This is a genomic window from Mycobacterium kyorinense (genome assembly GCF_002101735.1).
In the GTDB taxonomy this organism is placed as follows: Bacteria; Actinomycetota; Actinomycetes; order Mycobacteriales; family Mycobacteriaceae; genus Mycobacterium; species Mycobacterium kyorinense.
Genome location: NZ_LQPE01000038.1, coordinates 85,087 through 110,834, shown reverse-complemented (window position 1 = coordinate 110,834; position 25,748 = coordinate 85,087). Strand labels below are relative to the sequence as shown.

Below are 25,748 nucleotides of genomic sequence, written 5' to 3'. Positions count from 1 at the left end.
TTCCCGTGTTAGCGTCCTGGCCATGGCGACGCACGTCCTTGTCCTGCTGCTCGCTCTGCTGATCGGCGTGGTCGCCGGCTTGCGGTCGCTGACGGCCCCCGCCGTGGTCGCATGGGCGGCGCTGCTGGACTGGATCAACATGGACGGGACCTGGGCCTCGTGGGTCGGGCACCCGGTGACGGTCGCGGTGCTGAGCATTCTGGCGGTCCTCGAACTGGTCGCCGACAAGCTTCCCGCCACACCGAGCCGCACCGCCGCGATCGGGTTCATCGCCCGGATCGTCTTGGGCGCGTTCGCCGGTGCCGTCATCGGCACTGCGTGGGGCTACACCTGGAGCGCGCTGGGCGCCGGCGCCGTCGGCGCCGTCCTGGGCACTCTCGGCGGCTATGAAGCCCGCACCAGGCTGACCGCCGCACACGGCCACGATCCGTCCATCGCGCTGCTCGAAGACGCGGTCGCGGTGCTCGGCGGCTTCGCCATCGCGGTAACGACAGCTGTGCTGTGACAAGCCATTTCGACGCGATCGTGGTGGGTGCCGGTCAGGCCGGACCGCCGCTGGCAGGTCGGCTGACCGCCGCGGGGCAGCGCGTCGCGGTCGTGGAGCGCAAGCTGATCGGCGGCACCTGCGTCAACACCGGCTGCATCCCCACCAAGACGTTGGTGGCCAGCGCACACGCGGCACACTTGGCCCGGCGCGGCGCCGACTACGGTGTGGGCACCGGATCGGTCAGCGTGGACATGGCGAAAGTCAAGGCGCGCAAAGACGACATCATGCTCAAGGACCGCAAAGGTGTCGAGGACTGGCTGACCGGCATGGACGGCTGCACGGTTGTCCGCGGCCATGCCCGCTTCGAGGACGCGCACACACTGCGGGTCGGCGACCAACTGCTGCACGGCGACCGCATCTTCCTCAACCTCGGGGGCCGCGCCGTCGTGCCGGACATCGCCGGGCTTTCCGACGTCGCGTTCCTCACCAACGTGTCGATCCTCGACCTCGACGTGCTGCCGGAGCATCTGGTGATCATCGGCGGCAGCTACATCGCGCTGGAATTCGCCCAGATGTACCGCCGCTTCGGCGCCGCGGTGACGGTCGTCGAGAAGGGCCCGCGATTGGCGTCCCGCGAGGACGACGACGTCTCGGCCGCCATCCGGACGATCCTGGAGAACGAGGGCATCGACGTCGTCGTCAACGCCGACGACATCCGGGTTACCAAGCGGGACAACGGGTTCGAGGTGACACCGCGAGCCGATGCGGAAGCGATCGCAGGCAGCCATCTACTGGTCGCGGTGGGGCGACGGCCCAACACCGACGACCTCGGCCTCGAGCGCGCCGGTGTGCAGACCGACGCCCGCGGCTACATCACCGTCGACGACCAGCTCAAGACCAACGTGGATCACATCTGGGCGATGGGCGACTGCAACGGGAAGGGCGCGTTCACCCACACCTCCTACAACGATTTCGAGATCGTCGCGGCCAACCTGCTCGACGGCGACCCGCGCCGGGTCAGCGACCGCATCGCCACGTATGCGCTCTACATCGACCCGCCCTTGGGACGCGCCGGCATGACGGTCGAGCAGGTGCGCGCTTCGGGCCGCCCGGCGTTGCTCGGTCAGCGGCCGATGACCCGAGTCGGGCGGGCGGTGGAAAAGGGTGAGACACAAGGCTTTATGAAAGTCGTCGTCGACGCGGACACGAAACAGATTCTGGGAGCGGCCATCCTCGGCGTCGGCGGCGACGAGATCATCCACGCCATCCTCGATGTGATGTCCGCCAAGGCGCCCTACACCACCCTGTCACGCACCATGCACATCCATCCCACGGTCAGCGAGCTGATACCCACGATGCTGCAGGAGATGTCGCCGCTGCAGTAGTCAACGGCGTTGCACCAGAAGTGTTTGCGCCGACGTCCCGATAAACCCGCCGCGGTCGAAGATCTCCGCGCTGGTCACCCCGATCCCGTCGGGTCCGATCGAGCCGCGCGCCCGCAACGCAAAGTCACTGCCGTGCGGCGCCCGGTGCAGATGCACCACGGTGTCGGTATTCATGAAAGTGAACTGCTCGGGGTGCAGCGCAGCGCCCACGCCGTTGGCGGAGTCGACGACCATGGCCAGGTTCTGCAGCGGCGTGGCCTCCTCGGCATCCACCACATGCACCAGTGGGCGCAACCACCACACCGCCGCGCCGGCGGAATCGTCGGGCTGCGGGCGCCATTCCACCGACTTCAGATATCCGCCGACGTTCCACCAATACGACGGCAGCGGCCGGGCCGGGACCTCGACCAGTGGCGGGTAGCGGTCGGTGGCCACGTCGGCGGTGTCGCTGGTGGCCAGCGCCCAGGCGCTCAGCCGCGCCACCGGACGGCCAGCATGCATTTCGGCCGCCAGCAACGAGATTCGCTTGCCGGGCCGCTCGACCCAGGCCCGCACCGACACCGGCGCGACCGGGATGACACCCAGGATGTCGAGGCTCAGCCGGCCGATCCGCAGCGGCGAACCGGTCAGCAGCTCTTCGATGGCTTTGGTCAGCAGCGCCAGCGGCGGCGAGCCGTGCTGAAGATCGGACGCCCAGTTGCTGCGGGTGAAGTCGGTGGATTCGAACCGCACGACGTCGCCGTCGGCCCCGAGCCGACGGTAGTGACAACCGATCACGCCGCGGGATCCGCGCGGTGCAGGACGGTGTCCGGATCGCCCTCGTCGGGATGGTCCGGCCAGCCCGGGTAGGGCGGCGGCGTTCCGCCGTACACCGGACAGTGCGCCCGGTGTGGGCACCAGTCGCACAGCCGCGACGGGCGGGGCCGGAAATCGCCTGTGGCGCCGGCTGATTGGATTGCCCGCCAGATCGCTATCAGTGTCTTCTCGAAGCGCAGCAGCTCGTCCTCGTCGGGGGAGTAGTCCAGCAGCTGGCCGTCGGCCAGGTACACCAGACGCAGCCGGGTGGGCAGCACCCCGCGGGAGCGCAGCAGTGCCACTGCGTAGAACTTCATCTGAAACAGCGCCTTGAACTCGGCAAGCGCGCGGGCTTCCGGCGGCGCCTTACCGGTCTTGTAGTCCACTACGCGCAGCTCACCGGTGGGCGCGACGTCGATCCGGTCGATGAACCCGCGCAGCAGCGTGCCGTCGGCCAGTTCGACCTCGACGCGCTGCTCGCAGCTTTGCGGATCGAACCGCGTCGGATCCTCCAGCCGGTAATAGCCGGACAGCAGCGCCCGGGCCTCATCGAGCAGTTCGCTTCGCTGCGCGGCGTCCAAGTCGGCGGCCAGCGTGGGCTCTTCGGCCAGCAGCTGCTCCCACGCCGGGCCTACCAGCGCGCGGGCGGTGTCGGGGACGCGCTGCTCGGCCGGCAGACCATAGAGCTGTTCGAGCGCGGCGTGCACCAGCGACCCCCGCAGTTGCGCGATGGACGGCGGCTCGGGCAGCCGGTCGATCGCGCGGAACCGGTACAGCAGCGGGCATTGTTTGAAATCGGCCGCCCGCGACGGCGACAGCGCCGGCCGGGACGCTTCGCCACTCATACCCGCAGCCTAAAGTCCGTATCCGACAACCCCGCGCATCGGTGTCGGCGCGTCTGCTGGCAGGCTAGATAGCCGTGTCCGCAAGCGGTCCGTTCGGCGTCGGTGATCGCGTTCAGCTGACCGACGCCAAGGGCCGGCACTACACGATGCTGCTCACCCCGGGCGGCGAATTCCACACCCACCGCGGCGCGATCGCGCACGACGCCGTGATCGGGTTGTCCGAAGGCAGCGTGGTCAAATCCACCAACGGTGACCAGTTCCTGGTGCTGCGCCCACTGCTGGTCGACTACGTGATGTCGATGCCCCGCGGAGCGCAGGTGGTCTATCCGAAGGACGCCGCTCAGATCGTGCACGAGGGCGACATCTTTCCCGGCGCGCGGGTGTTGGAGGCTGGCGCCGGGTCGGGCGCGCTGACCTGCTCGCTGCTGCGCGCGGTCGGGCCGGCGGGCCAGGTGATCTCCTACGAGGTGCGCGCCGACCACGCGGAGCACGCCCGCCGCAACGTGGAGACGTTCGTCGGCGGCACGCCCGACAACTGGCGGCTGGTCCACGCGGACCTCGCCGACTGCGACCTGCCCGACGGGTCGGTCGACCGGGCGGTGCTCGACATGCTGGCGCCGTGGGACGTGCTCGGCGCGGTGTCGCGGGTACTGATCGCCGGTGGTGTGCTGATGATCTACGTCGCCACCGTCACCCAGCTGTCGAAGACCGTGGAGGCGCTGCGCGAGCAGCAGTGCTGGACCGAGCCGCGGGCGTGGGAAACGCTGCAGCGCGGCTGGAACGTCGTCGGTCTGGCGGTGCGCCCGCAACACAACATGCGCGGCCATACCGCCTTCCTGATTTCGGCGCGCCGGCTGGCCCCGGGCACAGTGACGCCGACGCCGTTGCGCCGCAAGCGGTTAGCGCCCGAGGGTTAGTCGTCGCTGCGTTGGAGCCCACGGCGCACCGACAGCAGCTCGAACTCGGGGTGTGCGGCCACCATGCGTTCGGCCGCGTCGAGCACCTTGACGGCATGCCCGCGGTCGGCCGAGGTCATCGCCACCCCGATTCCGGCGCGCCGGTACAGATCCTGTGACCCCGTCTCGGCCGCCGACACGCTGAGCTTGCGCTGCAGCTCGGCGATCACCGGACGGATCACCGACCGCTTCTGCTTGAGCGAGCGCACGTCACCGAGCAGCACGTCGAATTCCAGCCAGCCGATCCACATGGTGTCGTCAGGGCGTCGGCGTCGGAGGGGCCCCGGGTGGCGCAGCGCCGAAGGCGAGCAGTGTCTCCGCGGTGCGCTGCGAGAGCTGCCAGCCGCCCTGGTACGGCTTGAATTCCATCGGGAACGAAAATCCGGGCACACCGCGCCGGGGTGTGCTGACGTCGACGGTGGCCACCACATCGGCGGGATCCCGGTCCGACCAGGCGATGTCGCGCGCCTCGAAGGTCATCGGCGCGTAGCCGCCATTGAGCAGCGCGTTGGCGAATTTGTCCAGAGCTGCGGCGTTGTCGGGCGTTGCGCCCTCGACGAGGTTGAGCTTTTCGACGCCGGGCACCGCCGGGTCGGCAAGGCGGTACAGCACATCCGTGAGTGCTTCGGGCGCCGGCACCGGGGCGCTCTGCGGGGCCGCCGTCGTGGCCGGTGCAGCTTCCGACGACGACGACGTCGACGGGGCGGGAGAGCCCGAACCGCCGCTCGAACACCCCGGCAGCCCCAGCGCCGCCACCATGGCGGCGGCGCTTAGGACTGCCCGCAGGTGCCTGGAAACCGGCACGGCAGCAGCGGTCAGCCCGCGGACTGGATCTGCTGCACCAGCGTCATCGCCGAGGCGCGGGAGAGCTTCCAGCTGCCCTGGTTGACGAACGTGATGTTCTGCGTGGTCGGCGCCAGAGTCGGACCCGAGGCGGTGATATCCGCCGACGCCGCACCCGGCCCAGCCGGCGCGATGTTGGCCACCTGGAACGTCAGCGGCAGCGAACCGTGCTGGGCGGCCTGCTGCAGCTTGCGGTCGGCGATGCGTCCCTCGACGCCGCCGACGCCGCCCTCGACCAGATAGCCCTTGCTCGCGAAGGGAACACTCGGGTTTTGCAAGCCGTTGAGGACGCTGATCAACTGGTCGGGAGTCGGGACATCCGTGGCGGGATCGAGCGGCATCGGCACCCCGAATACCACGGGCTGCACTTGCGGCGCGGCCGGGGCAACGGATGCAATGGAGGTCACACCGGCGGCCGCCGCACCGATCGCGGCGACGGCTGCAGCAGCTGTGGCTAGGGATTTCACGGTCACGAATGTCCTCTCGATTAGGCCAGATCGGTGTCATGTTAAACGGTTCTGTCAGCGCGCCCCATTTCGAGTTCACGCATGAATCCCAAATCGCCGGTAGCGTTGAAGTATCCGCCGTGCCACATTCCGGTGCGGGAAAGGAGCGCAACATGGGTGAGTCAGAGCGTGAAGCGTTCGGAGCCCCTCGCGAACACGACTTGTCCAGCGACGATGCCGCCGAGCTGGAGGAGTTGCGGCGCGAGGCCTCGATACTGCGTGAGCAGCTGGAGAGCGCGGTAGGCCCCCAGAGTGCTGTGCGCAACGCCCGCGATGTGCACCAGCTCGAGGCACGCATCGACTCGCTTGCGGCGCGTAATTCCAAGCTGATGGAAACCCTCAAGGAAGCGCGCCAGCAGCTGTTGGCGCTGCGCGAGGAGGTCGACCGGTTGGGCCAGCCGCCCAGCGGGTACGGCGTGCTGTTGGCCACCCACGACGACGACACCGTCGATGTGTTCACCTCGGGCCGCAAGATGCGGCTGACGTGCTCGCCGAACATCGACGTCAACTTGCTGAAGAAGGGTCAGACGGTTCGGCTCAACGAGGCTTTAACCGTCGTCGAGGCCGGCACCTACGAATCGGTCGGCGAGATCTCGACGTTGCGGGAGATCCTGGCCGACGGTCACCGGGCGCTGGTCGTCGGGCACGCCGACGAGGAACGCATCGTCTGGCTCGCCGAGCCGCTGGTGGCAGCCGACCTGCCCGAGGGCATTCCCGACGCCCTCAACGACGACACCCGGCCCCGTAAACTGCGGCCCGGCGACTCGCTGCTGGTCGACACCAAGGCCGGGTATGCCTTCGAGCGCATCCCCAAGGCCGAGGTCGAGGACTTGGTGCTCGAGGAAGTGCCTGACGTCAGCTACGAGGACATCGGCGGTCTGACCCGCCAGATCGAGCAGATCCGCGACGCGGTGGAGTTGCCGTTCCTGCACAAGGAGCTCTACAAGGAGTACGCGCTGCGCCCGCCCAAAGGCGTGCTGCTCTACGGCCCGCCCGGCTGCGGTAAAACGTTGATCGCCAAGGCCGTTGCGAACTCGCTGGCCAAGAAGATGGCCGAGGTCCGCGGCGACGATGCACGCGAGGCCAAGTCGTACTTCCTCAACATCAAAGGCCCAGAGCTGCTGAACAAGTTCGTCGGCGAGACCGAGCGGCACATCCGGCTGATCTTCCAGCGGGCCCGCGAGAAGGCGTCCGAAGGTACCCCGGTGATCGTGTTCTTCGACGAGATGGACTCGATCTTCCGCACCCGTGGCACCGGCGTCTCCTCCGACGTCGAGACCACGGTGGTTCCCCAGCTGCTGTCGGAGATCGACGGCGTGGAGGGCCTGGAGAACGTCATCGTGATCGGCGCCTCCAACCGTGAGGACATGATCGACCCGGCGATCCTGCGGCCCGGCCGCCTGGACGTGAAGATCAAGATCGAGCGCCCGGATGCCGAAGCGGCACAGGACATCTTCTCGAAGTACCTCACCGAGGAGCTGCCGGTGCACGCCGACGATCTCGCCGAGTTCGGCGGCGACCGCTCGGCATGCATCAAGGCGATGATCGAAAAGGTCGTCGACCGGATGTACGCCGAGATCGACGACAACCGGTTCCTGGAGGTCACTTACGCCAACGGCGACAAAGAAGTCATGTACTTCAAGGACTTCAACTCCGGGGCGATGATCCAGAACGTCGTCGACCGGGCGAAGAAGAACGCGATCAAATCGGTGCTGGAAACCGGCCAGCCGGGTCTGCGAATCCAGCATCTGCTGGATTCGATCGTCGACGAGTTCGCCGAGAACGAGGACTTGCCCAACACCACCAATCCCGATGACTGGGCACGGATCTCGGGCAAGAAGGGCGAGCGGATCGTCTACATCCGCACGCTGGTCACCGGCAAGAGCTCGAGCGCAAGCAGGGCCATCGACACGGAATCCAACCTCGGCCAGTACCTGTAGTCGCCTTCCCCGCGAACGTGCGGGTGTCCCAGATTGACATGCGGACACACCCGTGTTTTGCGCACGCTCGCCCCGAAGGCTTCGTCGCCATCGTCATCCCTCTAGTCTTTAGGTCATGCAACGGATCATCGGGACCGAGGTCGAGTACGGCATTTCGTCGCCGTCGGACCCGACCGCGAACCCGATCCTCACCTCGACGCAGGCGGTGCTGGCGTATGCCGCCGCCGCCGGTATCCAGCGCGCCAAGCGCACCCGCTGGGACTACGAGGTGGAGTCGCCGCTGCGCGACGCCCGCGGGTTCGACCTGAGCCGTTCGGCCGGACCGCCGCCGGTCGTCGACGCCGACGAGGTGGGCGCCGCCAACATGATCCTGACCAACGGCGCGCGGCTCTACGTCGACCACGCGCACCCGGAGTACTCCGCGCCCGAGTGCACCGACCCGCTCGACGCGGTGATCTGGGACAAGGCCGGCGAGCGGGTGATGGAAGCCGCCGCGCGACATGTCGCCAGCGTGCCCGGGGCGGCCAAGCTGCAGCTGTACAAGAACAACGTCGACGGCAAGGGCGCCTCTTACGGCTCGCACGAGAACTACCTGATGAGCCGCCAGACCCCCTTCTCGGCCGTCATCGCCGGGCTGACGCCGTTCCTGGTGTCCCGCCAGGTGGTCACCGGCTCCGGGCGGGTCGGCATCGGGCCCGCCGGCGACGAGCCGGGGTTCCAGCTGTCGCAGCGCGCCGACTACATCGAGGTCGAGGTCGGGCTGGAAACCACGCTCAAACGCGGCATCATCAACACCCGCGACGAGCCGCACGCCGACGCCGACCGCTACCGCCGGCTGCACGTGATCATCGGCGACGCCAACCTCGCCGAAACCTCGACGTATCTGAAGCTGGGCACCACGGCGCTGGTGCTCGACCTGATCGAAGAGGGCATCGATCTGACCGACCTGGCGCTGGCACGCCCGGTCCACGCCGTGCACGCCATCAGCCGTGACCCGTCGCTGCGCACCGCCGTGGCGCTGGCCGACGGCCGGGAGTTGACCGCCCTTGCGCTGCAACGGGTTTATCTGGACCGGGTGGCCAAGCTGGTCGACACCCGCGACCCCGATCCCCGCGCCAACGACATCGTGGAGACCTGGGCGCACGTGCTCGACCTGCTCGAGCGCGACCCGATGGAGTGTGCTGACCTGCTGGACTGGCCGGCCAAGCTGCGGATCCTCGAGGGCTTCCGGCACCGGGAGAACCTGAGCTGGTCGGCGCCGCGGCTGCATCTGGTCGATCTGCAGTATTCCGACGTGCGGCTGGACAAGGGCCTGTACAACCGGCTGGTGGCGCGCGGCTCGATGAAGCGGCTGGTGACCGAGCAGCAGGTGCTCAACGCCGTCGACAACCCGCCGACCGACACCCGCGCCTACTTCCGCGGAGAGTGCCTGCGCCGGTTCGGCGCCGACATCGCGGCGGCCAGCTGGGACTCGGTGATCTTCGACCTCGGCGGCGACTCGCTGGTGCGAATCCCGACGCTGGAGCCGCTGCGGGGCAGCAAGGCGCACGTCGGGGCGCTGCTGGACTCGGTGGACAGCGCGGCGGAGCTGGTGGAACAACTGACGACGTGAGCTTCGTTACCCGAGGAAAGGTCGGTGGCGACCGGTAGGGTAGAGAGACCGGCGGGCGTGTAATGCGCCGCCGATGACATAGCAGGAGGCAGCGATGGCTCAGGAGCAGACCAAGCGCGGCGGTGGCGGCGGCGACGATGACGACCTGACCGCCAGCACAGCCGCGGGCCAGGAGCGTCGCGAGAACCTCACCGAGGAAACCGACGACCTGCTCGACGAGATCGACGACGTTCTGGAAGAGAACGCCGAGGACTTCGTGCGCGCGTACGTCCAAAAGGGCGGCCAGTGACCTGGCCGTTTCGCGATCGCCTGGCCACCAACTCAGCACTTCCCGGAATCCCCGCCAACCCTGTAGACCTGTCCTCGTTCGCTGACTTTCTGCGTCGCCAGGCGCCCGAGCTGCTGCCGGTCGGTGCGGGCAGCGCCGAACCCGGCGCCGGCAACCAGCTGCCGCACGGCACCACGATCGTCGCGCTGAAATACCCGGGCGGGGTCGTCATCGCGGGCGACCGGCGCTCGACGCAGGGCAACATGATCGCCGGGCGCGACGTGCAGAAGGTCTACATCACCGACGACTACACGGCCACCGGCATCGCCGGGACCGCCGCCATCGCCGTCGAGTTCGCCCGGCTCTACGCGGTCGAACTCGAGCACTACGAAAAGCTCGAAGGCGTGCCGCTGACGTTCGCCGGCAAGGTCAACCGGCTGGCCATCATGGTGCGCGGCAATCTCGGCGCGGCGATGCAGGGCCTGGTGGCGCTGCCGCTGCTGGTGGGTTACGACCTCGACGATCCCGACCCGGAGAAAGCGGGCCGCATCGTGTCGTTCGACGCGGCCGGCGGCTGGAACCTCGAGGAGGAGGGCTACAAGTCCGTCGGCTCGGGGTCGATCTTCGCCAATTCGTCGATGAAGAAGCTGTATTCGCAGGTGACCGACGGCGATTCGGCGCTGCGGGTGGCCGTCGAGGCGCTCTACGACGCCGCCGACGACGACTCGGCCACCGGCGGCCCGGATCTGGTCCGCGGCATCTACCCGACCGCGGTCACCATCGGCGCCGACGGCGCGGCCGAGGTGCCGGAGCAGCGCATCGCCGAGCTGGCCCGGGAGGTCATCGAAAGTCGTTCGCGCGCTGACACTTTCGGCCCGGATGCGCAACGGGGTGACTCGTGAGCTTTCCGTACTTCATCTCGCCGGAGCAAGCGATGCGCGAGCGCAGCGAGCTCGCGCGCAAGGGCATCGCCCGGGGCCGCAGCGTGGTGGCGCTGGCCTACGCGGGCGGCGTGCTGTTTGTCGCGGAGAACCCGTCGCGGTCGCTGCAGAAGATCAGCGAGCTCTACGACCGGGTCGGTTTCGCCGCCGCGGGCAAGTTCAACGAGTTCGACAACTTACGCCGCGGCGGAATCCAATTCGCCGACACCCGCGGCTACGCCTACGACCGCCGCGACGTCACCGGCCGCCAGCTGGCCAACGTCTACGCGCAGACGCTGGGCACCATCTTCACCGAGCAGGCCAAGCCCTACGAAGTCGAGCTGTGCGTGGCCGAGGTCGCCCATTACGGCGAATCCAAACCCCCTGAGCTGTACCGGATCACCTACGACGGATCGATCAACGACGAGCCGCATTTCGTGGTGATGGGCGGCACGACGGAGCCGATCGCCAACGCGCTCAAGGACTCCTACGCCGAGAACGCCGACCTCGCCGACGCCGTGCGGATCGCGGTGACTGCGCTGCGGGCGGGCAGCAGCAACGGCGGCGACCAGCCCAGCCTTGGGGTGTCCATGCTGGAGGTGGCCATCCTGGATGCCAACCGGCCCCGGCGCGCGTTCCGGCGGATCACCGGGTCGGCGCTGGAGGCGCTGCTGCCCAAGCCGGACTCGTCGTCGGGGAAGTCGGGGTCGGGCAAGTCGAAATCGGACGGTAAGTAAAGCCGACCGCTCGCGGGACCTGCACGGCGTCAAGCCGTTTGGCCGCGCCTGGCCCCGACGCGACCGTGTTGCCGGATCGAGGAATCGCGGCTATCCTGCTGGAGCACCTCGTTAGGCGAGGCTTCTGGACGAACACAGGCCACTGATCTGACGACGTCGAGAGACGCCCAAGATCAGGACAGATCTCCCCGGCTTAAGGGGTGATCCCAAGTGGCTTCCCGGTTTCCGGGATACGTCGCTCAGTGCCAAAGCTCAACGTGTGAGGGCATCGTCGCCGCTCCACCGCTTCGCGGGATCCCTCTTCGTGCGCGTCGTGACCGACATCGAGCGTGGAAGGCAGGTGTTTCCCATGACCAGCATGATCGACGTCCGCCGGACGGATTTGGACGGATCATTCGGCTCAGCCGATGGGCTGCGCCTGACTCCGTACGAGGCGATGGTGGCGGACCTGTTGTTCATCAGCGGCGAGCTGGAGATGGCGGGCATCCCGTTCCTGCTGATCCGCGGCGCCGACGGGCGGCCCGCGCTCATCGTGGATATCGCGCTGCGCGCCCGGGTGGCCGAGGCTCTGATGGCCGCATGTCTGGAAGCTCCGTTGCGCGCCAAGGTGTTCGACGGGACGGGACGCCGATCGGTCGATCTCGCCGACGGTCTGCTCTCGACGGCGCCCGACCCGCGGCTGCTGCGGATTTTCCGTCGGCGCGAATGCCCGCGGTCCGGCATTCGGTACGGCGCGTCGGCGGGTGTCGAGCTGCAGTTCTGGGTGTTCGACGGGCAGCAGGTGATCTGCCCGATCGAGAACTCGTTGACCCGGAAGGCGTTGCCGCTCAGCGACATTGTGTACGCAGACGTCGAACTGCACGGCCGCACTTGGTTGACCATCGACGGGATGTTCGCCCCGCATGCCGGCGACATCACGTTCGACATCGACATGGTGTTCTCCTGGGTCGACGGCAACGACCCGGAGTTCCGGGCCCGCCGCGCGGCGGCGATGGCCAATCATGTTGTCGGCGAAGGAGATGACGCCGACGCGCGGATCCGTCAGATCGACGAGCTCAAGTACGCACTGCGGTCGGTGCACGCCTTCGCGCCCTGGGTGCGGCGGATCTTCATCGCGACGGACTCGCCGGTTCCGCAGTGGCTTGCGCCGCACCCGAAGATCACCATCGTGCGCGCCGAGGAGCACTTCACCGACCTGTCCGCGCTGCCGGTGTACAACAGCCATGCGGTCGAGACCCAGCTGCACCACATCCCCGGTCTGGCAGAGCATTTCCTGTACTCCAACGACGACATGTTCTTCGGCCGGCCGCTCTCGCCGACCATGTTCTTCTCGCCAGGCGGGGTGACGAAGTTCATCGAGGCGGGCACCCGCATCGGGCTCGGTCTCAACCACCCCGAGCGCAGCGGCTTCGAGAACGCCGCCCGGGTGAACCGTCAGTTGCTGTGGGAGAAGTTCGGGAAGATCATCACCCGCCATCTGGAGCACACCGCTGCACCGCTGCGCAAGAGCGTGCTGCTCGAGCTGGAGCGCGAGTTCCCGGCGGACTTCGCCCGCACCCAGGCGAGTCGCTTCCGGTCGAGCACTGACATCTCGGTGACCAACTCGCTGTACCACTACTACTCGCTGCTGACCGGGCGGGCGGTGCAAAACGAGTCGGCGAAGGTGCTCTACGTGGACACCACGCTGCGGTCGGGCCTGGCGAAACTCCCGAAGCTACTGAAGAAGCGCAAGTTCGACTTCTTCTGCCTCAACGACGGCAGCTTCCCGGAGGTGAGCGCCGAAGAACGGGCCCGCGTGGTCGGGGAGTTCCTGGAAAGCTACTTCCCGGTCCCGGCGCCGTGGGAGCGGGTCGTCGGCGACGAGTGACAAGCGCCCGGCGCGCTAGCGTCGCGCGAACTGCGGCGCCAGGCGCGGAATGCGGGCGGCCGGAAGGATGCTCGTCGCGGCGTCGGCGAGTTCGCGCCGCACGGCGTCCGGGGCGACAAACCGGCCGACGGTCGGGCCGGCCGCCAGTGGCACGACAGTGTGCACCACCGTTTCCGGATAGCAGTGCACCAGGTTGAACGCCTGCGCGGCGTCGCGGCCGCGGGTGCCGGCGGTCAGCAGGTCTTGGGTGTAGCAGCTCGCCGAGGCCACCGAAACGGGAATGCCGGCGAAGGTGGCCGTGGTCGAGTAGTGCAGGTGGCCGGCCAGGATGCTGCGCACATCGGTGCCGCGCAACACCTCGCCCAGCGGGCTTTGGTCACGCAGCTCCACCATCACGGCGAGGTCCTGGACGCTGGGAACCGGGGGGTGATGCATCGCCAGGATGGTGCCGAACGGCGCCGGCTCGGCCAGCTGCTCGGACAGCCACCGCAGCTGCTCCGGCGCGATTTCGCCGTGGTGGTAGCCGGGCACCGAGGTGTCCAACACGACGACCCGCAGACCCGCGATGTGGTGCACCCGGTCCATCGGCGCCATCGTCGGCGCTTCGTGCAGCAGGTGCCGTCGCAACGCCGCCCGGTTGTCGTGGTTGCCCATCACCCAAATGACTTGAGCGCCAAGACGATCCGCGAGCGGCTCGACGAGGTCGCGCAGCTTGCGGTACGCATCAGGCTGGCCGGTGTCGGCGAGGTCGCCGGTGAAGACCAACGCGTCGGGTCGGGTTTGGGAGGCCTCGAGCCGCTCGAGCAGCTCCGATAATCGGGCGTCGGCGTCGACGTCTCCGTACAGGTCGCCGTCGCCGGCTACCAGGTGAGTGTCACTGATGTGTGCGATGACATGATCCGGCCGCGGGTGCTCCGCGACCCTGGGTCTGTCCACCGGACTGAAGACCTCTCTGAACGACGGTGCTCACTGGGACGAGCAGCACCCGACTCTACCGGAATGGCGGTCGAGAACGCCGACATCGGTCCACAGGCGCGTCTCTCGTACCCACATGGCCGGATACCAGTACGCTCGAATCGTGCAGCGGCGAATCATGGGCATCGAGACCGAGTTCGGTGTCACCTGCACGTTTCACGGCCATCGCCGCCTGAGTCCCGACGAGGTCGCCCGCTACCTGTTCCGCCGGGTGGTGTCGTGGGGCCGCAGCTCCAACGTATTCCTGCGCAACGGCGCGCGGCTGTACCTCGACGTGGGCAGCCATCCCGAATACGCCACCGCCGAATGCGACAGCCTGGTGCAGCTGGTCACCCATGACCGCGCCGGCGAGCGGGTGCTGGAGGACCTGCTGGTCGACGCCGAGCAGCGGCTCGCCGACGAGGGCATCGGCGGCGACATCTACCTGTTCAAGAACAACACCGATTCGGCCGGCAACTCCTACGGCTGCCACGAGAACTACCTGATCGTGCGGGCCGGCGAGTTCTCCCGGATCTCCGATGTGCTGCTGCCGTTCCTTGTCACCCGCCAGCTGATCTGCGGCGCCGGCAAGGTGCTGCAGACGCCCAAGGCCGCCACGTTCTGCCTCTCCCAGCGCGCCGAGCACATCTGGGAAGGGGTGTCGAGCGCCACCACCCGAAGCCGCCCGATCATCAACACCCGCGACGAGCCGCATGCCGACGCCGAGAAATACCGGCGCCTGCACGTCATCGTCGGCGACTCCAACATGTGCGAGACCACCACGATGCTCAAGGTCGGCACCGCGGCGCTGGTGCTGGAGATGATCGAAGCCGGGGTGGCGTTCCGTGACTTCTCGCTGGACAACCCGATTCGCGCGATCCGCGAAGTCAGCCACGACATCACCGGCCGTCGCCCGGTGCGGCTGGCCGGCGGGCGGCAGGCCAGCGCGCTGGACATCCAGCGGGAGTACTACGCCCGCGCCGTCGAGCACCTGCAGACCCGGGAGCCCAACGCGCAGATCGAGCAGGTCGTCGACCTGTGGGGCCGTCAGCTCGACGCCGTGGAAAGCCAGGACTTCGCCAAGGTCGACACCGAAATCGACTGGGTGATCAAGCGCAAATTGTTCCAGCGCTACCAGGACCGCTACGACATGGAGTTGTCCGACCCCAAGATCGCCCAGCTCGACCTGGCCTACCACGACATCAAGCGCGGCCGCGGCGTGTTCGATCTGCTGCAGCGCAAGGGGCTGGCGGCCCGGATCACCACCGACGAGGAAATCGAGGAGGCTGTCGACCAGCCGCCGCAAACCACCCGGGCCCGCCTGCGCGGCGAATTCATCAGCGCCGCACAGGCCGCCGGACGCGACTTCACGGTCGACTGGGTGCACCTCAAACTCAACGACCAGGCGCAGCGGACCGTGCTGTGCAAAGACCCGTTCCGCTCGGTCGACGAGAGGGTCAAGCGGCTGATCGCCAGCATGTAATTTGGGGCGCGTGGCGACCTCCAAAGTCGAACGGCTGATGAACCTCGTCATCGCGCTGCTGTCGGCCCGCGGCTACCTCACCGCCGAGAAGATCAGGTCCAGCGTCGCCGGCTACGGCGACAGCCCCAACGACGAAGCGTTTTCGCGGATGTTCGAGCGCGACAAGAACGAGTTGCGCGACCTCGGCATCCCGCTGGAGACCGGCAAGGCGTCGGCCTTCGACCCGGTCGAGGGCTATCGCATCAACCGCGACGCGTACGCGCTGCCGCCCGTCGAGCTGACCCCCGAAGAGGCCGCCGCGGTGGCCGTCGCCACCCAGCTGTGGGAGTCGCCCGAACTGGTCACCGCCACCCAGGGCGCACTGCTCAAGCTGCGCGCCGCCGGGGTGGACGTCGACCCCGACGCTCCGGTGACTGTCGCGTCGCCGGCCAGGCTGGGCGGCGTCCGCGGCTCGGAGGACAGCCTGAAAGCCCTGCTGGCGGCGATCGACGCCGGACAGGTCGTGCAGTTCCCGCACCGGCCGTCGCGCACCGACGCCTACACCACCCGCACGGTCGAGCCGTGGGGTGTGGTCACCGAAAAGGGCCGCTGGTATCTGGTCGGACACGACCGCGACCGCGGCGCCACCCGGGTGTTTCGGCTGTCGCGGATCGGCGACCCGGTCACGCCGATCGGGCCGCCCGGCGCGGTCAGCCGCCCCGAGGGGGTGAACCTGCGCGCGATCGTCACGGAGACGGTCTCTGACGCGCCGACCGGCGTGCAGGCCCGGGTGTGGGTCGCCGACGGGCGGGCCACTGCGCTGCGGCGCGCCGGAAAGGCCGTGGGCCCAAGGCAATTGGCGGGCCGCGACGGCGAGGTCATCGAACTCGAGATCGGGTCCACTGACCGGCTGGCGCAGGAGGTCACCGGGTACGGCGCCGACGCGGTGGTGCTGGAACCGGAGTCGCTGCGCGACGACGTGCTCGCGCGGCTGCGGGCCCAAGCTGGAGTCTCCGCATGACGCCCGTTTCGGCCCGGCTCGTGCGGCTGCTCAACATGGTGCCGTACTTCCAGGCCAACCCACGGATCACTCGCGCCGAAGCCGCCGCCGACCTGGGCGTGTCGCTCGCGCAGCTCGACGAAGACCTCCAACAGCTGTGGGTGTGCGGCCTTCCGGGCTACTACCCGGGTGACCTGATCGACTTCGACTTCTCCGGCGACACCATCGAGGTGACCTTCTCGGCGGGCGTGGACAAGCCGCTCCGGCTGTCCTCGCCCGAGGCCACCGTCTTGCTGGTGGCGCTGCGGGCACTGGCCGACATCCCCGGCGTGGTCGACCCGGAGGCGGCCCGCAGCGCGATCGCCAAGATCGAAGCTGCGGCCGGTGTTGCCGCGCGGGGTTCCGGGGCTGTCGACGAGCCGGCGCCCGCGGAGAGCCAGGCCGCGGCCGCGGTGCGCACCGCGGTGCGCACCAACCGCGCCCTGACGATCGACTACTACGCCGCCTCGCACGACACGCTGTCCACGCGCGTCGTCGACCCGATCCGGGTGGTGCTGGTCGGCGACCACAGCTACCTGGAGGCCTGGTCGCGGGAGGCCGAGGGGGTGCGACTGTTCCGGTTCGACCGCATCGTCGACGCGCAGGTGCTCGACGAGCCCTCGGCGCCGCCCGAACCCGCGCTGCAGGCACCGCCGGACACCTCGCTGTTCGACGCCGACCCGTCGCTGCCGTCGGCCACCCTGCGGCTGGCGCCGTCGGCGTCGTGGATGTTCGACTACTACCCGATGCGGCTGCTGCGCGAGCTGCCCGACGGCTACTGCGAGGCGGCGATGACCTACGCCTCCGACGACTGGATGACCCGCCTGGTGCTGGGGCTGGGGCCGGCGGTGCGGGTGCTGGAGCCCGAGTCGCTGGCCCAGCGGGTCCGCGATGCCGCGGCCGCGGCGCTGGAGGCCTACCAGGCCGCGGCGCGGTAGCATCGGGTGAACGTCTGGAGGTAACCAAAGTGGGCAGTCTTAGTCCGTGGCACTGGCTGATCCTCGCCGTCGTGGTCGTGGTGCTCTTCGGTGCCAAGCGGCTCCCCGACGCGGCGCGTTCGCTAGGCAAGTCGTTGCGAATCTTCAAGTCCGAGGTCCGTGAACTGCAGAACGAGAGCAAGTCGGAATCTCCTGCCGGCCCCACATCGGTGCAGTCGGAGCGGGTCGAGCCGCCGGCGGCCGACGGACGGTCGAGCTAGCCTGCCGTCGACCCACGCGTGCGGACGCGCCGCACGCGCCGTCTGACTGACCGTGCGCACCACCGGAATCCTGCGGAAGCTCGACCCGCGCCTGCGGCGCAGCCGCACCAATCCAGACGGGACGATGTCGCTCGTCGAGCACCTCACCGAGTTGCGCACCCGGCTGCTCATCTCGCTGGGCACAATCGTGCTCACCACGGCGCTGGGATTCGTGTGGTACTCGCATTCGCTGTTCGGGCTGGAAAGCCTCGGCGAGTGGCTGCGCCACCCGTACTGCGCACTGCCGGCCTCGGCCCGCGCGGACATCAGCGCCGACGGGCAGTGCCGGCTGCTGGCCACCGCACCGTTCGACCAATTCATGTTGCGGCTCAAGGTCGGGCTGACCGCCGGCATCGTGCTGGCCTGCCCGATGTGGCTCTACCAGCTGTGGGCGTTCATCACGCCGGGCCTCTACCGTAAGGAGCGCCGCTTCGCGGTGGCGTTCGTGATTCCGGCCGCGGCGCTGTTCGTCGCCGGCGCGGTGCTGGCCTACCTGGTGCTGTCCAAGGCGTTGCACTTCCTGTTGACCGTCGGCAGCGACGTGCAGGTGACCGCGCTGTCCGGCGACCGCTATTTCGGTTTCCTGATCAACCTGCTGCTGGTGTTCGGGGCCAGCTTCGAATTCCCGCTGCTGATCGTGATGCTCAACCTGGCCGGGGTGCTGAGCTATGCGCGGCTGCGGTCGTGGCGGCGCGGCCTGATCTTCGCGATGTTCTGCTTTGCGGCCGTCTTCACGCCCGGCTCCGACCCGTTCTCGATGCTGGCGCTCGGGACGGCGCTGACCCTGCTGCTGGAATTGGCGATCCAGATCGCCCGGCTGCACGACAAACGCAAGGCCAGGCGTGAAGCGCTGACCGACCTCGACGACGACGAGGCCGCGCCGATCGAACCGCCGTCGGCGGTGGCGGCGCCGTCGCAGATCGCCGGACCTCATGACGACGTCACCTGAACCGACCGAACTGGCCAGGTTCACCGCCGAGCTGGCCTTCGGCCTCGACCCCTTCCAACAGCAGGCGTGCGCGGCCCTGGAACGTGGTCACGGGGTGCTGGTGTGCGCGCCGACCGGGGCCGGCAAGACAGTGGTCGGCGAGTTCGCGGTGCATCTGGCGCTGGCCGCCGGCGGCAAATGCTTCTACACCACCCCGCTCAAGGCGCTGTCCAACCAGAAGCACACCGACTTCGTCGCGCGCTACGGCAAAGACCGCATCGGGTTGCTCACCGGCGACCTGTCGGTCAACGCCAACGCGCCGGTGGTGGTGATGACCACCGAGGTGCTGCGCAACATGCTCTACGCCGATTCGCCTCTGCTGCAAGGGCTTTCGCACGTGGTGATGGACGAGGTGCATTTCCTCGCCGACCGGATGCGCGGTGCGGTCTGGGAAGAGGTCATCCTGCATCTGCCCGACGAGGTGCGGCTGGTCAGCCTGTCGGCGACGGTGAGCAACGCCGAGGAGTTCGGCGGCTGGATCCAAACCGTGCGCGGCGACACGGCGGTGGTGGTCGACGAACACCGCCCGGTGCCGCTGTGGCAGCACATGCTGGTCGGCAAACGCCTCTTCGACCTGTTCGACTACGACCGCGACGGCGCCAAGCACCAACCCCGCGTCGACCCGAACCTGGTGCGCCACATCGCAAATCGCCGAGAGGCGGATCGGCTGGCCGACTGGCGGCCGCGCCGGGGCCCCGGGCGGCCCACCATGTACCGGCCGCCGTCGCGGCCCGACGTGATCCGGGTGCTGGACGCCGACGGGCTGCTGCCGGCGATCACGTTCGTGTTCTCCCGCGCCGGGTGCGACGCCGCGGTCGCCCAGTGCCTGCGCTCGTCGTTGCGGCTGACCACCGACGAGGACCGCGCCCGGATCGCGGAGGTGATCGACCACCGCTGCGGCGATCTGGCCGACGCCGACCTGGATGTGCTCGGCTACTACGAGTGGCGCGAGGGACTGCTGCGCGGTCTGGCCGCCCACCACGCCGGCATGCTGCCGATATTCCGGCACACCGTCGAGGAATTGTTCACCGCCGGGCTGATCAAGGCCGTATTCGCCACGGAGACACTGGCATTGGGCATCAACATGCCGGCCCGGACCGTCGTGTTGGAGCGGCTGGTCAAGTTCAACGGCGAGCAGCACCTCCCGCTGACACCGGGGGAGTACACCCAGCTGACCGGGCGGGCCGGCCGGCGTGGCATCGACGTCGAAGGCCACGCGGTGGTGATCTGGCACCCCGATATCGAACCGGCGGAGGTCGCCGGGCTGGCGTCGACCCGAACCTTCCCGCTGCGCAGTTCGTTCGCGCCGTCGTACAACATGACGATCAACCTGGTGCACCGGATGGGCCCGCATCAGGCGCACCGGCTGCTGGAGCAGTCGTTCGCGCAGTACCAGGCCGACCGGTCGGTGGTCGGGCTGGTCCGCGGCATCGAGCGCGGCGAGCGGATGCTCGGCGAGATCGCCGCCGAGCTCGGCGGTAAGGACGCGCCGATCCTCGCCTACGCCCGGCTGCGCGAACAGATTTCGCAAGCCGAACGCGCGCAGGCCCGCGCGTCGCGGCTGCAACGGCGGCAGGCCGCCAACGACGCGCTGGCCGCGCTGCGCCGCGGCGACATCATCACGATCCCGCACGGCCGCCGCAACGGCCTGGCGGTGGTGCTCGAATCCGATAAGGACAGCTCCGATCCGCGGCCGTTGGTGCTCACCGAACATCGCTGGGCGGGCCGGATTTCGTCGGCGGACTACTCGGGCGCTGCGGCGCCGGTCGGGTCGATGGCGCTGCCCAAACGGGTCGAGCACCGCCAGCCGCGGGTGCGGCGGGATCTGGCGTCGGCGCTGCGATCGGCGGCCGCCGGGCTGGCGGTTGAGCCGCGTCAGCGCCGGCGTCGCGGCCCGGGATCCGACGGCCCGGACGTCGATCCCCAGCTGGCGGCGCTGCGCCAGCAGTTGCGGCGCCATCCCGCCCACCACGCGCATGACCGCGAATCCCGCATGCGAGTCGCCGAGCGGTATCTGCGCATCGAACGCGACAACGCGCAGCTGCACAAGAAGGTGGCCGCGGCCACCAATTCGCTGGCGCGCACCTTCGACCGCATCGTCGGGTTGCTCACCGAGCGCGGGTTCATCCAGATGATCGACGACGATCCCCGGGTCACCGACGACGGCCGGCTGCTGGCCCGCATCTACAGCGAAAGCGACCTGCTGGTCGCCGAGTGCCTGCGCACCGGCGCCTGGACCGGTCTGCGTCCGGCCGAACTCGCCGCGGTGCTCTCGTCGGTGCTCTACGAGTCACGCGGCGACGGCGGTTCCGGTCCCACGCAGCCCGCGGAGACGCTGCCCGCGCCGCTGCGGCAGGCGCTGCACCGGACGCGACGGCTGTCGGCGGCATTGCGCGCCGACGAGCAGCGGCATCGCATCACCCTGAGTCGTGAGCCCGACGACGGGTTCGTCGCCGCGATCTACCGGTGGGCCAGCAGCGGGGACCTGGCCGCGGCGTTGACGGCAGCGGACGCCGACGCCGCCGGCTCGCCGCTGTCGGCGGGGGATTTCGTGCGGTGGTGCCGGCAGGTCCTCGACCTGCTCGACCAGGTCCGAAATGCCGCCCCGCAACCGGACCTCAGCGTCACCGCGAAACACGCGATCGACGCCATTCGGCGTGGCGTCGTCGCAGTTGACGCCGGGTAGGCTGAGGCCGCAGCTACGGTTGCATAGCCAGCACCGCGACTGAGAGGACCGGAAACACGATGAGCGGACCGCAGGGATCTGACCCGAATCCGTGGCAGCCACCGCAGGGTGACGATCAGCAGTCCGACCAGCCGACGCAGCAGGGATCGCCCTGGCAGCAGCCATCCGGCGAACAGCAGCCGGCCTGGCAGCAGCCGACCGGCGAGCAGCCGACGTGGCAGGCACCCGCGTATACGCCCACCGAGTACCAGCCGTACCAGCAGCCCGGCCCGTTCTATCCGCCGTCTCAGCCGTATGCGCAGCCGCCGGCTTACCCGCAGCCCGAGCAATACGGCGCCCAACCCGGCCAATACCCGCAGCAGCCGGGCCAGTACCCGGGCCAATACGGGCAGCCGGGGCAGTACGGCCAATACCCGCCGGGACAGTACGGCCAGCCCGGCCAGTACCCGCAGCAGCCGGGCCAGTACGGGCCGCCGCCGGCCGGCTCCAAGCGTTCGCGAGCGGTGATCGGGACGGTTGTCGGCGTGTTCGCTGCGATCGTCGTCGCAGTCGTTTTGGTACTCGGGTTTTGGGCGCCGGGGTTCTTCGTCACTACCAAGCTGGACATCAACAAGGCGCAGGCCGGCGTGCAACAGATCCTGACCGACGAGACCAACGGCTACGGCGCCAAGAACGTCAAGGACGTCAAGTGCAACGACGGCCAGAACCCGGTGGTGAAGAAGGGCGGCACGTTCGACTGCAGCGTCACCATCGACGGCAGCAAGCGCCAGGTGACCGTGACCTTCCAGGACAACAAGGGCACCTACGAGGTCGGCCGGCCCAAGTAGCTCACCCCGGCAGCGAATCCAGCGCCTTCTGCAGCCGCGCGATCGACGACCCGACGCCGTAACGCGTGGCGAGGTCGGCCACCCGCGGCGGATCGGCGGCGGTCAGCGGCAGCGCGTCAGTGGGCGTCGACAACGTGACCGGCGCGTCGGTGGCCACCCGCACCACCGGGCCGGCGGCCTCGATGTAGTCGGCGGCATCACGCAGCTTGCGCCGAAGTCCTTTGGACAGCGACGATTTCGGGTCGTCGACGGCCGCCAGGATCGTTGCCAGCGAGCCGTGCTGGGACAGTAGCGTCGCGGCTGTCTTCTCGCCGATGCCCGGCACGCCCGGAAGGCCGTCGGAGGGATCCCCGCGCAGCAGCGCCAGTTCGGCGTAACCTTCGCCGGCCCGGTCCACCGGGATCCCGTAACGGTCGGCGACCTCGGCGGGGCCCAACAGCGTCGCGCTGGTCAGGCCGCGGCCGAGGTAGAGCACCCGGACCGGCACCGGGTCGTCGCCGACCACCTGCAGCAGGTCCCGGTCGCCGCTGACGACGACGACGGGGTCGCGGCGTTCGGCGGCGGCCAGCGTCCCGATCACGTCGTCGGCTTCGAAGCCCTCCGCGCCGGCGGTGCAGATGCCGAACGCGTCGAGGATCTCCTCGATGATCTGCACCTGCGGTGACAACTCGTCGGGCACTTCCTCGACATCGACTTGGCCGGAGGGGTTTTCCTGCTCGACGCGGTGCGCCTTGTACGACGGGATGGCGTCCACCCGGAATTGCGGGCGCCAGTCCAGATCCAGGCACACCACCAGACGGCTCGGCCGCTGCCGGGTGATCACCAGCGCCACCGAGTCCAGGAACCCGCGGACGGCGTTCACCGGCCGGCCGCCGGGTGACGTGATCGACGTCGGCACCCCGTAATAGGAGCGAAACCACATGCTGGCGCCGTCGAGCAGGAGCAGGGGTGCGGGCATGCCCGATATCCTGCCAGCGTGGCCGCGCACCGATTCCCCGCAGACGTCTACGCCCGCCGGCTCGCCGCCGCGGCGACCGCCACCGCCGACGCCGGGCTGGCCGGCCTGGTGATCACCCCCGGCTACGACTTGCGGTATCTGATCGGTTCGCGGGCGCAGACCTTCGAGCGGCTCACCGCGCTGGTGGTGCCCGCATCCGGCGACCCGACGGTCGTGGTGCCACGCCTGGAGTTGGCCGCGCTGAAGGAGTCGGCCGCCGCGGATCTGGGTCTGGCGGTGGCCGATTGGGTCGACGGCGACGACCCCTACCGGCTGGTCGCCGCGGCGCTGGGCGGCGCGCCGGCGGCCACGGCGGTCACCGATGCGATGCCGGCGCTGCATCTGTTGCCGCTCGCCGACATCCTGGGCGTGGTGCCGGTGCTGGCCACCGGCGTGCTGCGCCAGCTGCGAATGGTCAAGGACGCGGCCGAAATCGACGCGCTGCGCAAGGCGGGTGCGGCGATCGACCGGGTGCACGCCAGGGTGCCGGAGTTCCTGGTACCGGGCCGAACCGAGGCCGACGTCGCCGCCGACATCGCCGAAGCGATTGTCGCCGAAGGACATTCGGACGTGGCGTTCATCATCGTCGGCTCCGGCCCGCACGGCGCCGACCCGCATCACGAGTGCTCGGACCGCGAATTGCGCGCCGGCGACATCGTCGTGGTCGACATCGGGGGGCCTTACGAGCCGGGATATCACTCCGACTCCACCCGAACCTACAGCCTCGGCGAGCCCAGCACTGAAGTGGCGCAACAGTATTCGGTGCTGCAGCGCGCGCAACGCGCCGCCGTCGACGCTGTGCGCCCGGGAGTGACCGCCGAGCAGGTGGACGCCGCCGCCCGCGACGTGCTGAGGGCGGCCGGGCTCGGCGAGTATTTCGTGCACCGCACCGGCCACGGCATCGGCTTGTCGGTGCACGAGGAGCCCTACATCGTGGCGGGCAACGACCTGCCGCTCACCGCGGGCATGGCGTTTTCGGTCGAGCCCGGCATCTACTTCCCGGGCCGGTGGGGGGCACGTATCGAGGACATCGTCGTCGTGACCGACGATGGTGCGGAACCGGTCAACAACCGGCCGCACGAACTGATCGTGGTACCGATCGCCTGAGCTGACTGCCCATACGGACTACGTCCGTCGGCGGCGACCCGCCGCGCCCGGCTTCGCCGCGCTTGCGATCGCCGCTACGCTCAGGCGATGACCAATCACGACCGCGCCGCCGCCCGTCGGGAGATCGCCGACGCTTTGCTCAACGCCCTCGAACGCCGGCACGAGGTGCTCGACGCAATCGTGGACGCCGATGATCGCAAGGCCGCGGTCGAAGCGATCGTCGGCCTGCTGGGCACGTCGCATCGGGGCGCCGAGGCTGTGATCGGGATGTCGCTGGATCAGCTCACCGAGGATTCACGCAAGAAGATCGCCGCCGAGCTCGAGGATTTGAACAGCCAACTGAGCTTCACGCTGAAGGAGCGACCGGCCAGTTCGGGCGAAACTCTGGAGCTTCGGCCGTTCGCCGGCGAATCCGATCGCGACATCTTCGCCTTGCGGACTCAGGAGGTCGGCACCCACGGTGACGGCTCGGCCGGGCCGGCCGACAACCTCGACGACGAGATCCGCTCGGCGATGGCACGAATCGACGCCGAGGAGGCGGCGTGGTTCGTCGCGGTCGACGGTGAGGAGAAGGTCGGCATGGTGTTCGGCGAACTCATCGGTCACGAAGTGCACGTGCGGATCTGGATTCGACCCGACTGCCGGCATCGGGGCTACGGGACTGCCGCGCTGGCCAAGTCGCGACCGGAGATGGCCGCGTACTTCCCGGCGGTGCCACTGGTCATTCGGGCGCCGGGCGCCCGCGACGCCCGCACGGGCTAACCTCACTTTTGGCGCGAGCGTGCGTGTCCCAGATGTCGTGCGGATAAACCCCGGGTTTGCGCACGCTCACGGCCAACGGAAGCTCAGCCCTTGCCGCGGTCCAGCAGATCCGAGGAACCCAGCACCCGCTCCACCTGCACCTCGATCACCACCCGCCGCGGGTTGACCCGCGGCGTGCGATACCGCTGGGCGTAGCGCAGCTCGGCGTCGCGGACGGCGTCGACGTCGCTGTTCACCTTGGCCCGGCCCTCCAAGGACAGCCAGCGGGCGCCGTCCACCTGGCTCAACACGGCGACGCCGCCGCGTTCGGCGTTGACCGCCTTTTGCGAGCCACCGGTGGTGATCACCCGCGCGATGTGCGTCTTGGGGTCGAAGGTGAAACCCACCGCCACCACATGCGGCGAATTGTCGGCGCGCAGCGTGGTCAACATCGCCAGATGACGTTCGGTGAGAAACGCCAGCGCGTCCTGGGTGAGCCGGGTGGTGGTATTCGCCATCGTTGCTCACGCTATCGCAGGCGATAATCGC

26 protein-coding genes and 1 riboswitch are annotated in these 25,748 nt (G+C 68.9%); of the genes, 18 read left to right on the top strand and 8 right to left on the bottom strand.

Annotated features, from left to right (window positions below; genetic code table 11):
* Positions 1-22: 22 nt before the first annotated feature.
* Both AWC14_RS07155 and AWC14_RS07150 read left to right on the top strand, forming a co-directional pair.
* Positions 23-505 carry a DUF4126 family protein gene (locus AWC14_RS07155; protein ID WP_045379508.1) on the top strand — a complete coding sequence of 161 codons (483 nt, stop codon included), beginning with the start codon at positions 23-25 and terminating at the stop codon, positions 503-505.
* Positions 502-1,872 carry an FAD-containing oxidoreductase gene (locus tag AWC14_RS07150; protein WP_045379505.1) on the top strand — a complete coding sequence of 457 codons (1,371 nt, stop codon included), beginning with the start codon at positions 502-504 and terminating at the stop codon, positions 1,870-1,872. The genes AWC14_RS07155 and AWC14_RS07150 overlap by 4 nt, the downstream gene beginning before the upstream one ends.
* Here the strand turns inward: AWC14_RS07150 and AWC14_RS07145 are convergent, their stop codons facing one another.
* Both AWC14_RS07145 and AWC14_RS07140 read right to left on the bottom strand, forming a co-directional pair.
* Positions 1,873-2,649 carry a thioesterase family protein gene (locus tag AWC14_RS07145; protein ID WP_045379502.1) on the bottom strand — a complete coding sequence of 259 codons (777 nt, stop codon included), beginning with the start codon at positions 2,647-2,649 and terminating at the stop codon, positions 1,873-1,875.
* Positions 2,646-3,512 (bottom strand): RecB family exonuclease, encoded by an 867-nt coding sequence (locus AWC14_RS07140; RefSeq protein WP_045379499.1) that lies wholly within the window; start codon positions 3,510-3,512, stop codon positions 2,646-2,648. Before AWC14_RS07140 ends, AWC14_RS07145 begins: the two co-directional genes overlap by 4 nt.
* A gap of 74 nt (positions 3,513-3,586) precedes the next feature.
* Here AWC14_RS07140 and trmI point away from each other — a divergent pair, with 74 nt between their 5' ends.
* Positions 3,587-4,429 carry a tRNA (adenine(58)-N(1))-methyltransferase TrmI gene (gene trmI / locus AWC14_RS07135; RefSeq protein WP_057003120.1) on the top strand — a complete coding sequence of 281 codons (843 nt, stop codon included), beginning with the start codon at positions 3,587-3,589 and terminating at the stop codon, positions 4,427-4,429.
* On the opposite strand, the gene AWC14_RS07130 is transcribed toward trmI, so the two are convergent.
* Genes AWC14_RS07130 through AWC14_RS07120 form a run of 3 tightly spaced genes read right to left on the bottom strand, consistent with a single transcriptional unit; the run spans position 4,426 to position 5,784 of the window.
* Positions 4,426-4,719, bottom strand: a complete 294-nt coding sequence (locus tag AWC14_RS07130) for a DUF503 domain-containing protein (protein WP_045379496.1) — start codon at positions 4,717-4,719, stop codon at positions 4,426-4,428. The two genes, trmI and AWC14_RS07130, sit on opposite strands and share 4 nt — an antisense overlap.
* Before the next feature lie 7 nt (positions 4,720-4,726).
* Entirely contained in the window at positions 4,727-5,272 is a 546-nt protein-coding gene (gene lppK / locus AWC14_RS07125; RefSeq protein ID WP_235215920.1) for a lipoprotein LppK, read from the bottom strand.
* Between the two features lie 11 nt (positions 5,273-5,283).
* A complete protein-coding gene (locus AWC14_RS07120; RefSeq protein WP_045379492.1) occupies positions 5,284-5,784 on the bottom strand; it encodes an MTB12 family secreted protein in 501 nt (166 codons plus the stop codon).
* 146 nt (positions 5,785-5,930) lie between these two features.
* Here AWC14_RS07120 and arc point away from each other — a divergent pair, with 146 nt between their 5' ends.
* The 6 genes from arc to AWC14_RS07090 all read left to right on the top strand — a co-directional run bounded on the left by arc (position 5,931) and on the right by AWC14_RS07090 (position 13,161).
* Positions 5,931-7,757 (top strand): proteasome ATPase, encoded by a 1,827-nt coding sequence (gene arc / locus AWC14_RS07115; RefSeq protein ID WP_045379490.1) that lies wholly within the window; start codon positions 5,931-5,933, stop codon positions 7,755-7,757.
* A gap of 115 nt (positions 7,758-7,872) precedes the next feature.
* Positions 7,873-9,369, top strand: coding sequence for a pup deamidase/depupylase (gene dop, locus AWC14_RS07110; RefSeq protein ID WP_045379488.1), 1,497 nt, complete (start codon positions 7,873-7,875; stop codon positions 9,367-9,369).
* Positions 9,370-9,463: 94 nt separating this feature from the next.
* Positions 9,464-9,658: a ubiquitin-like protein Pup gene (locus AWC14_RS07105; protein ID WP_045379485.1), complete on the top strand. Its 195-nt coding sequence runs from the start codon at positions 9,464-9,466 to the stop codon at positions 9,656-9,658.
* Positions 9,655-10,539 carry a proteasome subunit beta gene (gene prcB / locus AWC14_RS07100; protein WP_057003121.1) on the top strand — a complete coding sequence of 295 codons (885 nt, stop codon included), beginning with the start codon at positions 9,655-9,657 and terminating at the stop codon, positions 10,537-10,539. Before AWC14_RS07105 ends, prcB begins: the two co-directional genes overlap by 4 nt.
* Positions 10,536-11,294, top strand: a complete 759-nt coding sequence (gene prcA, locus AWC14_RS07095) for a proteasome subunit alpha (protein ID WP_057003122.1) — start codon at positions 10,536-10,538, stop codon at positions 11,292-11,294. Before prcB ends, prcA begins: the two co-directional genes overlap by 4 nt.
* A gap of 100 nt (positions 11,295-11,394) precedes the next feature.
* Positions 11,395-11,565: riboswitch (M-box (ykoK) riboswitch) on the top strand.
* Between the two features lie 87 nt (positions 11,566-11,652).
* A complete protein-coding gene (locus AWC14_RS07090; RefSeq protein ID WP_045379587.1) occupies positions 11,653-13,161 on the top strand; it encodes a stealth family protein in 1,509 nt (502 codons plus the stop codon).
* Between the two features lie 15 nt (positions 13,162-13,176).
* Here AWC14_RS07090 and AWC14_RS07085 read toward each other — a convergent pair whose 3' ends face one another.
* Positions 13,177-14,097 carry a phosphodiesterase gene (locus AWC14_RS07085; protein ID WP_045379482.1) on the bottom strand — a complete coding sequence of 307 codons (921 nt, stop codon included), beginning with the start codon at positions 14,095-14,097 and terminating at the stop codon, positions 13,177-13,179.
* A 142-nt stretch (positions 14,098-14,239) separates the two neighbouring features.
* Between AWC14_RS07085 and pafA the strand changes: the two genes are divergently transcribed.
* Genes pafA through AWC14_RS07050 form a run of 7 tightly spaced genes read left to right on the top strand, consistent with a single transcriptional unit; the run spans position 14,240 to position 22,354 of the window.
* Positions 14,240-15,598, top strand: a complete 1,359-nt coding sequence (gene pafA, locus AWC14_RS07080) for a Pup--protein ligase (RefSeq protein ID WP_142281590.1) — start codon at positions 14,240-14,242, stop codon at positions 15,596-15,598.
* 10 nt (positions 15,599-15,608) lie between these two features.
* Positions 15,609-16,598, top strand: a complete 990-nt coding sequence (locus AWC14_RS07075) for a helix-turn-helix transcriptional regulator (protein ID WP_045379581.1) — start codon at positions 15,609-15,611, stop codon at positions 16,596-16,598.
* Positions 16,595-17,554: a helix-turn-helix transcriptional regulator gene (locus AWC14_RS07070; protein WP_045379479.1), complete on the top strand. Its 960-nt coding sequence runs from the start codon at positions 16,595-16,597 to the stop codon at positions 17,552-17,554. Before AWC14_RS07075 ends, AWC14_RS07070 begins: the two co-directional genes overlap by 4 nt.
* Before the next feature lie 29 nt (positions 17,555-17,583).
* Entirely contained in the window at positions 17,584-17,814 is a 231-nt protein-coding gene (gene tatA, locus AWC14_RS07065; RefSeq protein ID WP_045379476.1) for a Sec-independent protein translocase subunit TatA, read from the top strand.
* A gap of 52 nt (positions 17,815-17,866) precedes the next feature.
* Positions 17,867-18,802: a twin-arginine translocase subunit TatC gene (gene tatC / locus AWC14_RS07060; protein WP_045379473.1), complete on the top strand. Its 936-nt coding sequence runs from the start codon at positions 17,867-17,869 to the stop codon at positions 18,800-18,802.
* A complete protein-coding gene (locus tag AWC14_RS07055; RefSeq protein WP_045379470.1) occupies positions 18,786-21,527 on the top strand; it encodes a DEAD/DEAH box helicase in 2,742 nt (913 codons plus the stop codon). Before tatC ends, AWC14_RS07055 begins: the two co-directional genes overlap by 17 nt.
* 59 nt (positions 21,528-21,586) lie before the next feature.
* Complete coding sequence (locus AWC14_RS07050) at positions 21,587-22,354, top strand: DUF4333 domain-containing protein (protein WP_045379467.1); 768 nt, start codon at positions 21,587-21,589, stop codon at positions 22,352-22,354.
* A 1-nt stretch (position 22,355) separates the two neighbouring features.
* Here the strand turns inward: AWC14_RS07050 and AWC14_RS07045 are convergent, their stop codons facing one another.
* Positions 22,356-23,312 (bottom strand): 5'-3' exonuclease, encoded by a 957-nt coding sequence (locus AWC14_RS07045; RefSeq protein ID WP_045379464.1) that lies wholly within the window; start codon positions 23,310-23,312, stop codon positions 22,356-22,358.
* Between the two features lie 18 nt (positions 23,313-23,330).
* Between AWC14_RS07045 and AWC14_RS07040 the strand changes: the two genes are divergently transcribed.
* Positions 23,331-24,458 (top strand): M24 family metallopeptidase, encoded by a 1,128-nt coding sequence (locus AWC14_RS07040; RefSeq protein ID WP_045379462.1) that lies wholly within the window; start codon positions 23,331-23,333, stop codon positions 24,456-24,458.
* An 87-nt stretch (positions 24,459-24,545) separates the two neighbouring features.
* Complete coding sequence (locus AWC14_RS07035; protein WP_045379461.1) at positions 24,546-25,220, top strand: GNAT family N-acetyltransferase; 675 nt, start codon at positions 24,546-24,548, stop codon at positions 25,218-25,220.
* 83 nt (positions 25,221-25,303) lie between these two features.
* Here AWC14_RS07035 and AWC14_RS07030 read toward each other — a convergent pair whose 3' ends face one another.
* Complete coding sequence (locus AWC14_RS07030) at positions 25,304-25,717, bottom strand: F420-dependent biliverdin reductase (RefSeq protein ID WP_045379458.1); 414 nt, start codon at positions 25,715-25,717, stop codon at positions 25,304-25,306.
* Positions 25,718-25,748: the final 31 nt, after the last annotated feature.

Bases quoted from the DNA above. Each gene is read 5' to 3' on its own strand.
- AWC14_RS07155 (WP_045379508.1), top strand. From the start codon at position 23: ATGGCGACGCACGTCCTTGTCCTGCTGCTCGCTCTGCTGATCGGCGTG.
- AWC14_RS07140 (WP_045379499.1), bottom strand. From the start codon at position 3,512: ATGAGTGGCGAAGCGTCCCGGCCGGCGCTGTCGCCGTCGCGGGCGGCC.
- AWC14_RS07130 (WP_045379496.1), bottom strand. From the start codon at position 4,719: ATGTGGATCGGCTGGCTGGAATTCGACGTGCTGCTCGGTGACGTGCGC.
- arc (WP_045379490.1), top strand. From the start codon at position 5,931: ATGGGTGAGTCAGAGCGTGAAGCGTTCGGAGCCCCTCGCGAACACGAC.
- dop (WP_045379488.1), top strand. From the start codon at position 7,873: ATGCAACGGATCATCGGGACCGAGGTCGAGTACGGCATTTCGTCGCCG.
- AWC14_RS07105 (WP_045379485.1), top strand. From the start codon at position 9,464: ATGGCTCAGGAGCAGACCAAGCGCGGCGGTGGCGGCGGCGACGATGAC.
- AWC14_RS07090 (WP_045379587.1), top strand. From the start codon at position 11,653: ATGATCGACGTCCGCCGGACGGATTTGGACGGATCATTCGGCTCAGCC.
- AWC14_RS07070 (WP_045379479.1), top strand. From the start codon at position 16,595: ATGACGCCCGTTTCGGCCCGGCTCGTGCGGCTGCTCAACATGGTGCCG.
- AWC14_RS07055 (WP_045379470.1), top strand. From the start codon at position 18,786: ATGACGACGTCACCTGAACCGACCGAACTGGCCAGGTTCACCGCCGAG.
- AWC14_RS07050 (WP_045379467.1), top strand. From the start codon at position 21,587: ATGAGCGGACCGCAGGGATCTGACCCGAATCCGTGGCAGCCACCGCAG.
- AWC14_RS07045 (WP_045379464.1), bottom strand. From the start codon at position 23,312: ATGCCCGCACCCCTGCTCCTGCTCGACGGCGCCAGCATGTGGTTTCGC.
- AWC14_RS07035 (WP_045379461.1), top strand. From the start codon at position 24,546: ATGACCAATCACGACCGCGCCGCCGCCCGTCGGGAGATCGCCGACGCT.
- AWC14_RS07030 (WP_045379458.1), bottom strand. From the start codon at position 25,717: ATGGCGAATACCACCACCCGGCTCACCCAGGACGCGCTGGCGTTTCTC.